This is a genomic window from Kocuria atrinae C3-8, assembly GCF_000286355.1.
GTDB lineage: Bacteria > Actinomycetota > Actinomycetes > Actinomycetales > Micrococcaceae > Kocuria > Kocuria atrinae_A.
The window spans coordinates 1-10,729 of record NZ_AJXN01000095.1; the positions used below are offsets into that span (position 1 = coordinate 1).

Annotated in this window: 9 protein-coding genes and 3 pseudogenes; all 12 read right to left on the reverse strand. The window is 63.7% G+C overall.

Going from position 1 to position 10,729, the window contains the following annotated elements:
- Positions 1 to 1,512, reverse strand: a pseudogene (cls, locus tag YO9_RS0110345) (cardiolipin synthase); the annotation flags it as partial.
- A 134-nt stretch (positions 1,513 to 1,646) separates the two neighbouring features.
- Positions 1,647 to 1,844 (reverse strand): GNAT family N-acetyltransferase, encoded by a 198-nt coding sequence (locus YO9_RS0110350; RefSeq protein ID WP_016997401.1) that lies wholly within the window; start codon positions 1,842 to 1,844, stop codon positions 1,647 to 1,649.
- A gap of 220 nt (positions 1,845 to 2,064) precedes the next feature.
- Positions 2,065 to 4,361 (reverse strand): annotated as a pseudogene (gene purL, locus YO9_RS0110355) (phosphoribosylformylglycinamidine synthase subunit PurL).
- A gap of 107 nt (positions 4,362 to 4,468) precedes the next feature.
- A complete protein-coding gene (gene purQ, locus YO9_RS0110360) occupies positions 4,469 to 5,260 on the reverse strand; it encodes a phosphoribosylformylglycinamidine synthase subunit PurQ (protein WP_016997402.1) in 792 nt (263 codons plus the stop codon).
- A gap of 2 nt (positions 5,261 to 5,262) precedes the next feature.
- The gene (purS, locus tag YO9_RS0110365) at positions 5,263 to 5,520 is read right to left on the reverse strand and encodes a phosphoribosylformylglycinamidine synthase subunit PurS (RefSeq protein ID WP_016997403.1); all 258 of its coding nucleotides are present in this window, start codon (positions 5,518 to 5,520) and stop codon (positions 5,263 to 5,265) included.
- A 62-nt stretch (positions 5,521 to 5,582) separates the two neighbouring features.
- Positions 5,583 to 5,915, reverse strand: coding sequence for a Rieske 2Fe-2S domain-containing protein (locus tag YO9_RS0110370; protein WP_016997404.1), 333 nt, complete (start codon positions 5,913 to 5,915; stop codon positions 5,583 to 5,585).
- On the reverse strand, positions 5,912 to 6,820 hold the full coding sequence (locus YO9_RS0110375) for a hypothetical protein (RefSeq protein WP_016997405.1): 909 nt from the start codon (positions 6,818 to 6,820) through the stop codon (positions 5,912 to 5,914). Before YO9_RS0110375 ends, YO9_RS0110370 begins: the two co-directional genes overlap by 4 nt.
- Positions 6,813 to 7,292 (reverse strand): MarR family winged helix-turn-helix transcriptional regulator, encoded by a 480-nt coding sequence (locus YO9_RS0110380; protein ID WP_016997406.1) that lies wholly within the window; start codon positions 7,290 to 7,292, stop codon positions 6,813 to 6,815. The genes YO9_RS0110375 and YO9_RS0110380 overlap by 8 nt, the downstream gene beginning before the upstream one ends.
- A 124-nt stretch (positions 7,293 to 7,416) precedes the next feature.
- Positions 7,417 to 8,703, reverse strand: a complete 1,287-nt coding sequence (locus YO9_RS0110385) for an aspartate kinase (RefSeq protein ID WP_016997407.1) — start codon at positions 8,701 to 8,703, stop codon at positions 7,417 to 7,419.
- Between the two features lie 110 nt (positions 8,704 to 8,813).
- Positions 8,814 to 9,417, reverse strand: a pseudogene (gene recR, locus YO9_RS0110390) (recombination mediator RecR).
- 20 nt (positions 9,418 to 9,437) lie between these two features.
- Entirely contained in the window at positions 9,438 to 10,250 is an 813-nt protein-coding gene (locus YO9_RS0110395; protein ID WP_016997409.1) for a hypothetical protein, read from the reverse strand.
- Between the two features lie 237 nt (positions 10,251 to 10,487).
- Positions 10,488 to 10,729 (reverse strand): hypothetical protein (locus YO9_RS0110400; protein WP_223286406.1); only part of this gene is annotated, 242 nt, incomplete at its 5' end.

Sequence of the window (10,729 nt, forward strand, 5' to 3'; positions counted from 1 at the left end):
TCGCGGCAGCGGCGTCGTCGGCGTTAAAGCAAAGCGACGTGAGGCGGCAGACGTTCTCCACGTACTTCTGTCGCATGGGGCGCTTGTTCCACGCCTCGAGGTTCAACAGGTCGAGGAGGCCTTGAACTCGTCGACCACGTCCTCCATGCGATCATGGAACTCTCGGTCCACAATCATCACGGACACTTCCAGGTCCAGGGCGAAGGACCGTTCGTCCATGTTGGAGGAACCGATCACGCTGATCAGGTCGTCCACGAGCACGAACTTGGCGTGCAGCACGGTGGGGGAGCTGTAGCGGTAGATCTTGACCCCGGCCTCCGCCAACTCGGCATAGTAGGAGTTCTGGGCATGGTGGGCCAGGAAATGATCCGAGGACTCACCCACGAAGATCTCCACCTCCACCCCGGACTGCGCCTCGGTGGTGAGCGCGTGCAGCAGGGACTCGTCCGGCACGAAGTACGGGCTGGAGATCACCACGCGGCGGTTGGCGTTGTAGATGAGGTGGTTGAACAGGCGCAGGTTGTTCTCGGTCTCGAACCCGGGACCGGACGGGACCACTTGCGCGTAGACGGGGCCTTCCACGTCCGTGAGGACCTCGGTGGCCTCGTCCAGGAGCAGGTCGTCGGTCTCCGAGTACCAGTCGGAGACGAACACCGCGTTGAGCTCGGCAACCACGGGACCGGAGCAGCGGATCATCAGATCCTTCCACTCCAGGCCGCGGCGGACGTTCTTCTTCTTGTTGTACGAGCGGTGGATGATGTTCTGCGAACCGGTGTAGGCAATTGATCCGTCCACCACCAGGATCTTGCGGTGATTGCGCAGGTCCGGGCGCTGCCACTCGCCGCGCCACGGGCGGATCGGCAGCATGCGCCGCCAGGGGATGCCAGAGGCGTTGAAGCGACGCACCAGTTCCGCGTAACCGGGGTAGCCCAACGAACCCACGTGGTCGATCAGGATGCGCACGCGGACACCACGTTCGTGGGCCCGCACCAGGGAGTCCAGCAGCACCTGGGATACCCGATCCGTGGCCACGATGTAGAACTCGAAGTGCACGTAGTCCGTGGCACGGTCCACGTCACGGGCCATCCGTTCCATGGACTCGTGGTTGTCCGTGAGGATGTCGAAACCATTGCCACCCACCATGGGCAACGCGCCCAACTGGTAATTCAGCTTGGCGGTCGTGGTGACCCACTCCGGCAAATGGTGGAACTCCTCGCCCAGGGAGAAGTCCTCCGGCGTGTTCTCCCGGATGATGTCATTCATTTTGGCCTGCTTCTCCATCCGCTTCCGCGGCAGACGAGAAGAACCAATGATCAGGAACAACAACAGACCCGCGTAGGGCATTAGGAAAATAGCGAGCAGCCACGCCAGGGCCACCGAAGGCCTGCGGTTATGAGGGATCCACCCCAGGGCAATGATCTTCAGAATCAGGTCGATGACACCCAGGGCGATCAGAATCCACTCGGGCAGAGTGTCCGGCGACAAGAGGTCGTACGGAATCCATGGGTACATCGAATCTCTAACTCAGTGTTGCGCGGGCCGGGGGTATACGTAGGCGGACTCGGAACCACCGCACGGGTGCTCTGCGAAACCGTTTGCGAGCAACAGCCTGCACGCGGGCTCGTTACCCCACGGAACAGAAGCGTTCACGGCCTTGACCTCTGCGTTCTGGAACGCCAGTTCACCAGATAGGGGAGAACTTCCCCTGCGTAGCCCTGATTCTGACGCTGGGGGACCACGGAACCCACGACCTCGAGCTCGTTGTCGATGGGCGGGCCCACGAAACCGGCCATGCCGATGATCTGGCCGGAGGCGGCGTCCACCACCGCGAACATGGAGTACATGGTCTCGGTGAAGAAATAACTTCCGGCGTCCAGTGCGGTCTGGGCCCAGTCCTGATCCTCAGGAGTCGGGAACCCTGAGCGAACTGCGGCAGGTCAGCGGTCTCTGCTGCGGCCTCCAGCTCTTCCTGGGTGAACGGACGCAGCAAGAGGCGCTCGGTGCGAATCGATCGTTCCGGGCTGAGCTCTTCGAGAACGTCAGTCATGGTGTCTGTCCTTATGATCAACCGAAATACTTGGGCAGGGTGGAACTGTGGGCCTCTCGCAAGGCCTCCAGGTCCACGGAGAACTCACCCTGGACATCCAGGGCTCCGGACTCCGCATCCACCACGCCGATGCGCGCAAACGGGTAGTTGCGCACGGTGCACATGTCCTTGAAGCGCACCTCTTCCGAACGCGGCACGGCCACCACGGTCCGCCCCTGGGATTCGGAGAACAGCAGCGTGAACGTGTCCACGCCATCGCGTTCGGCAACTTCCCCCAGGCCGATCCGCGCGCCCACGCCAAAGCGCAGGGCCATCTCCGACAGGGTCGCGGCCAAGCCACCCTCGGAAACATCGTGTGCTGCGTCGATCATGCCATCCCGGGACATGTTGACGAGCATGTCACCCAGGGTACGCTCCTTCTTCAGATCCACCTTGGGAGGCTGTCCTCCCAAGTGGCCGCGCACTCGGGCCCATTCGGATCCGTCCAATTCGTCTGCGGTTTCGCCCAGCAGGTAAATGGCCTGACCGTCCTCGCGCCACCCGGACGGGGTGCGGCGAGCGACGTCGTCGAGCACGCCCATCAAGGCGACCACCGGCGTGGGATTGATGGCGACGCCGCCGGTCTGGTTGTAGAGCGAGACGTTGCCGCCCGTGACGGGCACGCCCAGTTCCTGGCAGCCGTCGGACAGGCCGCGCACGGCCTCGGCGAACTGCCACATGATGTCCGGGTCCTCGGGGGAACCGAAGTTCAGGCAGTCCGAGACGGCGGCGGGGCGAGCGCCGGCGGTGGTCACGTTGCGGTAGGCCTGGGCGAGCGCGAGCTGTGCGCCGGCGTACGGGTCCAGGCGGGCGTAGCGGCCGTTGCAATCGGTGGACAGGGCCACGCCCAGTCCGGTCTCCTGGTCAACGCGGATCACGCCGGCGTCATCCGGCATGGCCATGGCGGTGTTGCCCTGCACGTAGCGGTCGTACTGGCTGGTGACCCAGTCCTTGGAGCAGAGGTTGGGGGAGGCCATCAGTTCCAGAACGGCCTGACGCAGCTCCGCGCCGGAAGGACGGGAAGCGTCCTCGGGGGAGCCGGTGAAGTGGTTGGCCTGCAGCTGGTCCTGGGACTCGGGGCGGGCGTAGGGGCGTTCGTAGACCGGGCCGTCGTGGGCCACGGTGCGCGGATCCACGTCCACGATCACTTCACCCTGGTAGTCGATGACCAGGCGGCCGGTGTCGGTGACTTCACCGATCCAGGAGTACTCCACGTCCCACTTGGCCATGACCGCTTCGAAGGCCTCAACCTTCTCCGGGGTCACCACGGCCATCATGCGTTCCTGGGACTCGGACATCAGGATTTCGCCCGGGGTCAGGGTGGGATCGCGCAGCAGCACCTTGGTGAGATCCACGCGCATGCCGCCGTCGCCGTTGGAAGCGAGCTCGGAGGTCGCGCAGGAGATGCCCGCGGCGCCGAGGTCCTGGATGCCTTCGACCAGCGAACCCTTGAACAGCTCCAGGCAGCACTCGATCAGAACCTTCTCCGCGAAGGGGTCACCCACCTGAACGGCGGGGCGCTTGGAGGGCTTGGAATCGTCGAAGGACTCGGAGGCCAGCACAGAGGCACCACCGATACCGTCGCCGCCGGTGCGGGCACCGAACAGCACCACCTTGTTACCGGTGCCGGATGCGTTGGCCAAGCGGATGTCCTCGTGGCGCATGACGCCCACGGCCAGTGCGTTGACCAGCGGGTTGCCTGGTAGCAAGGGTCGAACTCCACTTCGCCGCCGATGTTGGGCAGGCCCAGCGAGTTGCCGTAGCCACCCACACCGGCCACCACACCGTGCACCACGCGCTGGGTGTCCGGGTGGTCGATAGCGCCAAAGCGCAGCGGATCCATCACGGCCACCGGGCGGGCGCCCATGGAAATGATGTCGCGCACAATGCCGCCCACACCGGTCGCGGCACCCTGGTAAGGCTCCACGAAGGACGGGTGGTTGTGGGATTCGATCTTAAAGGTCACGGCCCAGCCGTCGCCGATGTCCGTGACGCCGGCGTTCTCGCCGATGCCCACCATGAGGTCCTTGCGCATTTCGTCCGTGACCTTGTCACCGAACTGGCGCAGGTGCACCTTGGTGGACTTGTACGAGCAGTGCTCGGACCACATGACCGAGTACATGGCCAGTTCCGCGGCGGTGGGGCGGCGGCCCAGGATCTCCTTGACCCGTTCGAACTCGGATTCGGTCAACCCCAGCTCGGCCCATGGCAGTTCGATGTCCGGGGTGGAGGAGGCGTGTTCGACGGTGTCCAGGTTGAAGTGAGTTTCGCTCATGTCGGTTACGAGAATCCCTTGCCGTGGTGGTGGGCGCGTACGGTGCCTTCCCGGCGCTCACGCGAGAATGTCGGATAGTGAAAGCGGGCAGCTAAGCCCGCGGGGCGTCAGCGGGTCAGGCGTTCCAGGAGGGAGACGAAGATGTCCAGGCCGTCGGTGCCGTGGCGCATGTCCACGTCACCGGCGCCGGAGAAGTCCGCGCCGAAACCGGGTTCCACTGCGTGCTCCGGGTGGGGCATGAGTCCCACCACGTTGCCGCGGGCGTTGGTGATCCCCGCAATGTCATTGCGTGAGCCGTTGGGGTTGCCGCCCACGTAACGGAAGGCCACGCGGTTCTCGGCTCCAAGTTCGTCCAGGGTTCGCTGATCGGCCACGTACTGGCCATCCTGGTTCTTCAGCGGTACCACGATGGTCTGGCCCTGCTCGTAGCGAGCGGTCCAGGCCGTCTCCGCGTTCTCGATGCGCAGGCCCTGATCACGGCAAATGAACTTCAACTGCTCGTTCTTGATCATGGAGCCTGGCAGCAGGTGCGATTCGGTGAGCACCTGGAAACCGTTACAAATGCCGAGAACGGGCAGAGCGGCGTCGGAATTGGCCGCGTCAATGATCTTGTCCATGAGCGGCGCGAAACGCGCGATGGCGCCGGCACGTAGGTAGTCCCCGTAGGAGAAGCCACCCGGCAGGATCACCGCATCAACGTTCTGCAGATTCTCGTCCGCGTACCAGAGGGGCACGGCGGTGCCACCGGCAATTTCAACGGCCCGCATGGCATCGCGGTCGTCCAGGGTGCCCGGGAAGGTGACCACACCAACGCGCACGTCCTGCAACGCGGCAATGGGTGCAGGCTGGGACAGATCCGCGATCAGGGGGGTCTGTTCGGCGGTCAAATTCTGGGCCACGATCAGTTCTCCTGGTCCAGCACCGAAACGTTCACGACGTCCTCGATGACCGGGTTGGACAACAGCTTCTCGGCAGCCTCACGGGCCTGGGCGAGAACCTCGTCCGTTGCTTCACCATCCACGGTGAGTTCGAAGCGACGGCCCTGACGGACCTCGCTGAAACCATCCAGCCCGATACGGGGCAGTTCGTTGGCGATCGCCTTGCCCTGCGGGTCAAGGATTTCCGGCTTGGGCATAACATCAACCACGATACGGGCCATTACAACTCCTGAGATTCGAGCTAATCCTTGCCCATCCTATCGGTCCGGGGTCAGGTCCACCTCTACCGTGCGTCGGTCACGCGGCACGGGAACTCCCGCAGGTTCTTCTCGGGGTCCGGCGGAGGGGTGCGCCCGGCTGCCAGTGCAATGCGCGAGCCCATGAAAGTCCCGTCCAAGCCGAAGACCCAGTAGTGATTGGGACACTCCACGGTGGTCTCACCGACCTGGGATTCGCGGCACACCGTAGCGGTCTGGTGCGGGCATTGGTTCTCGAAGGCCCGCACGGTTCCGCTTTCATCCCGAGTGATGAGCAGCCCGGTTCCGTCAACGCGCGCGGGGACCGCGGTGTTCGCCTCGGTCAGTTCGGCCGCCTTCACGGCCGGCTGCCAGCTCACGCGTCCACTTCCAACAAGTGTTCCGTGACGCTCAAGAGGCGCTCGCGCAGATCCTCCGACCTGGCCGCGAACGCTCGCTGGCGGCGCACGTGCTCGGCCTTACCCTCCGGGGTCTCGATGCGCACCGGCTGGTAGCCCCACTCGCTCAATTCGTACGGGGAGGCCTCCATGTCCGTGCGGCGCACATCCCACGCCAACTCGAAGCAATCGGCCAGCAGATCAGAATCCACGGCGGGCAACAGCTTGTACGCCCACTTGTAGAGGTCCATGTTCGCGTGCAGGCAGCCGGGTTGTTCCATGCGCCGCTGGGCCTCACGCGTGGGTTGTAGTTCATTGCGGTCCACGGCCTGGGGCTGGAAGAACCGGAACGCGTCGAAGTGGGAGCAGCGGATCTTGTGCGATTCCACCACCCGGTCGGTACCTTCCGCACCCAACCTGAGCCCCACGTACTCGTGACGCACACCGTTCTCCTGTGCCTTGTACGCCATGGCCCATTCGTGCAGGCCGAAGCAATCGAACGTGCCGGTCTTAGCCACGGTGTTGGACAGTAGTTCCCGGATGAAACGAATGGCGGTCTCGCGTTTGGCCACAAAACGTTCACGATCCACCACGACGCCGCTCGCACCCTCGGGCGCGCCCGCCTCCTGAAGCTCGGCCTCCGTGGCGGGGCGGTAGAACTTCCAGTCCGCTCTGTCCTGGGCGTCCAACAGGATGGTTCCAACTCCGGGGTGCCACCGGGTGAATTGGGCGGGGGAGAGGGTGTAGTACGTGAACAGGAAATCTTCCACGGGGTGCTTACGACCCTCGTGCCTGCGGTTCAGGAACGGTTCGGTGAAACCGGAAATGCGCTGTTCGTGTGCTTGGGACGCTGCCAGCCATTCCTCACGGAACAGGGCTTCAGGCACGCGATGCTTCTTCTGCCTGCGTGATCATGTACCGCATGGCGGTGTTGAGCTCGTGGACCTGCTCGGGCGTAATGCCCATGCGTTCCATCATGACGAGCGGAACCTCAGCGGCCTTGTCCTTGAGAGCCCGGCCCTCATCCGTGAGAGTCACGGCCAAGGCACGCTCGTTCTTGGGGTCGCGGCCACGACAGATCAGGCCGCGGGATTCCAGCCGCTTCAACAGCGGTGACAATGTTGCCGAATCCTGCATGAGCTCGGTGCTCAGGTCTTTGACGGTTCGAGGGCTGGAGCCCCACAGCGACAGCATCACCAGGTACTGAGGATGAGTCAGTCCCAGCGGTTCCAGGATGGGGCGGTAACTCTGAACCACCATCCGCGATGCCACGGACAAGGAAAAACAGAGCTGGTTACCCAGAGCCAACGGATCGTGCGGAGCGTTCTCGGAAAGGTTCTCACCAGCCTGGGTGTTCATACGTGCCTCTCCAACGTCTACGTCTTGTCTACGTCTTGGGTGATAATTTGTGCACTAAAAGTGTAGGTCACGGGCCACTTGGATGGCAGCCCGTGACCTCAGAAAATCTGAAGAACTGAGATTCTCAGCGGCCGGTTCCCCCGTACACGGTGGCCTCGTTATCCGCGTCCAAACCGAACGCGGTGTGAATCGCGCGCACTGCGGTGTCCAACTTGCTGACATCGGTGATCACGGAGATCCGCACCTCAGAGGTCGAAATCATGTCCACGTTGATGTCCGCGTTGGCCAGGGCCTCGAAGAACTTGAACGACACTCCCGTGTTCGTTTTCATCCCCGCGCCCACCAGGGAGATCTTACCCACCTGATCGTCGTAATCGAGACTGGTGTAACCGATCTTTTCCTCTGCGGCGCGCAACAGGTTCATCGCCAGGTCACCCTGGGACTCGTCCAGCGTGAAGGAGAGGTCGGTCATGGGGCGATCGCCGGTGGACACGTTCTGCACGATCATGTCCACGTTGACCTTGGAATCCGCGAGCAAGCGGAAGATGCGGGAAGCGATTCCGGGGCGGTCCGGGACTCCCACCACGGTGATCTTGGCCTGGGTGCGGTCGTGTGCGATCCCGGAAATCAGCGGCTGTTCCAAGGGAATCTCCTTTTGCGGCGTGAAGTTTTCGTGGGGCGTGGGCATGACCCACGTGCCTTCGTTGTGGCTGAACGAGGAGCGGACGTGCAGGGGTACGTTGAAGCGGCGGGCGTATTCCACACAGCGCAGGTGCAGGATCTTGGCGCCATTGGCCGCGAGCTCCAGCATTTCCTCCGAGGACACACGGTCCAGCTTCTGCGCCGAAGGAACGATGCGCGGGTCTGCCGTGTACACGCCGTCCACATCCGAGTAGATCTCGCATACGTCAGCGTTGAGCGCGGCAGCGAGAGCAACGGCGGTGGTGTCGGAACCTCCACGACCCAGCGTGGTGATGTCCTTGGTGGAGCGGTGCACACCCTGGAAGCCAGCGATGATCGCGATGTTTCCGGCGTCCAACGCCTCACGCACGCGCAAGGGGTTGACCTCCACCAGTTTGGCGGCGCCGTGGTCACCGTCGGTGATCATGCCGGCCTGGGAACCGGTGAAGGATTGGGCGGGCACACCGATGGCGGATGTCGCCATGGCCAACAGGGCCATGGAGATACGTTCGCCGGCGGTCAGGAGCATATCCAGCTCGCGGGCCGGTGGCTTGCGAGCTACCTCGTTGGCCAGATCCAGCAGGTCATCGGTGGTATCGCCCATGGCGGAGACGACCACCACGACATCGTTGCCGGCATTGCGGGTCTCTGCGACCCGGCGGGCAACTCGGCGGATTCCATCGGCATCAGAAACCGAGGAACCACCGAACTTTTGGACAATGAGGCTCATACATTCCTCTCGGACTGCGCAAGAATCACGCGATCAAGTGGTTTGGCGTCCATGCTAACTGTTCGCGCAACCATGATCGTTCCGGAGTCCAATGAGGCGAAGCTGAGGACTCAGTTGGCTTCCGCGATGACCGTGCGCCCCTCGAACGCTCGGCCGAGGGTGACCTCGTCCGCATACTCCAGGTCGCCGCCCACCGGAAGGCCGGAGGCCAACCGCGTAACCCGGATGCCCAGGGTTTTGAGCATGCGGGAGAGGTACGTGGCGGTCGCTTCACCTTCCAGGTTGGGGTCGGTGGCCAGCACGATCTCCTGGATGGTTTCGTCCGAGAGCCGAGTCATGAGTTCCCGGATGCGCAGCTGGTCGGGTCCCACGCCTGGAGGGGGGAAATGGCACCGCCGAGCACGTGTAGAGCCCGCGGTAGCTGCGGGTGCGTTCGATGGCCATGACGTCCTTTGACTCCTCGACCACACAAATCACGGTGCGGTCGCGCCGTGCGTCACGGCAGATCGCGCATTCTTCCTGTTCGGTCACGTTGCCGCAGACCTGGCAGAAAGATACGGACGTTTTGACCGTGGTGATGGCGTCCACGAGCTGCTGGACCTCGTCCTTGTCAGCGTCGAGCAGGTGGAATGCAATGCGCTGTGCGGATTTGGGTCCTACTCCCGGGAGCCTTCCCAGCTCATCGATGAGGTCTTGGACCGCGCCTTCGTACACAGTTCTCCTTGGGGATTCGGTTAGTTCGCTTGGTGGGGGCGCTCTTCGATGAGCAAGCCCCCCAGAATTCGTTCAATGGCCGCACGCCCGTACAGCGAAGAGTCCTCGATGGACTCATCATCCGCACTCGGTGAGAAGTTCTCGTCCTCGTTGGTGTCTGATGAGTCCTCGGCCTGGGGTGCAGCCGGGCGCTGCCGTGCCGCGGCGATTTCTGCCGCATGGCGTTCCCGGAAGCTGGGCCGCTGACCACGCGGGCCGCCAGATTGGGCGGGTGCCTTCTCGGGTGCTTTCTCGGGTGGACCGCCCGGGCGGCGATCCGACGTCTCATACAGATCGGCGGGCGGCTCGTCCTCCGGGGGAGGCGGTGGTTCGTTGGGCGTCCAGTACTCGTTACTGGGCTCCGTCTCGTACGACGGAGCCTGAGCAGACTGCCGAGACTCTGACGCCGTCGGCTCTGAGACTGTCGACACTGATGCTGCCGATGAAGTATCGGCTGCGCCACCCGTGTCTCGCGAGTTCTGCTGCTGTTGCCCGAGACTGTCGACCGGCGCTGACTCGGATGCAGTTTCCTGGTCGGCGGTGCCCGAAGGGTTCTCCGGCGGGGGAGCGTCACGATCTTCGGCATCGTCATGTGCGACGTCGTTGCTTTGACCGATCGTGAAATCCTCGGCAGACAGCGTGGCCGGGTCCGAGGAGGGCTCTGTGGAGTCCTCCGACTCGGTAGCAGCCTCGGCTTCCTCCGGCTGAGCCGCACCAGTCTGATCTGTGCCGGTCGAGGCGGAGGAGTCGTCGGGTCCACCCTGTGGAATCTTTGCCACGGACCATGAGGTCACAGGCTCATCGGGAGAAGGCTCCGGTTCGGACTCCGGAGCTCCTTCGCGAGACTGCTGATCGTGCTGAGAGGGCTGGCGAGACTGGGAAGGAACTTCCTGCTCTCGCGGGGTCTGTCCGGCCTGGTTCGAGGTCTGTTCCCTGCGGGGCTGTTGGTCTTGGTCGGCGGGCGCCTGCGTTGCGCACCAAAGCCCTCCTGTTCACGGAAATAGGCCGGTGGCTCATTGGGGGGCTGTTGTTCATCGTGGCCTGGTAATCCTGTGCAGGCTCCTGGGCACGGTGATCCTGACCACCACGACCTTGACCGCCATCCTCTTGGCTCGCCCGATCCGGTACGTAGCCGTCTTGTCCGTGGCCTCGATTGGAACCGCCTGGTCCACCACTGTCCTGGTTACTTCCGCGCGCTGGCCCTGCGGGGCCGGCACTTCCACGACCTTGACCACCGCCGCGTGCCGGTCCGCCGGGCCCGTTGCCGCCCGGG

What these genes read in the sequence shown, in the direction of transcription:
- YO9_RS0110350 (WP_016997401.1), bottom strand. Translation starts at nt 1,844, where the DNA reads ATGTACTCCATGTTCGCGGTGGTGGACGCCGCCTCCGGCCAGATCATC.
- purS (WP_016997403.1), bottom strand. Translation starts at nt 5,520, where the DNA reads ATGGCCCGTATCGTGGTTGATGTTATGCCCAAGCCGGAAATCCTTGAC.
- YO9_RS0110380 (WP_016997406.1), bottom strand. Translation starts at nt 7,292, where the DNA reads ATGAACACCCAGGCTGGTGAGAACCTTTCCGAGAACGCTCCGCACGAT.
- YO9_RS0110385 (WP_016997407.1), bottom strand. Translation starts at nt 8,703, where the DNA reads ATGAGCCTCATTGTCCAAAAGTTCGGTGGTTCCTCGGTTTCTGATGCC.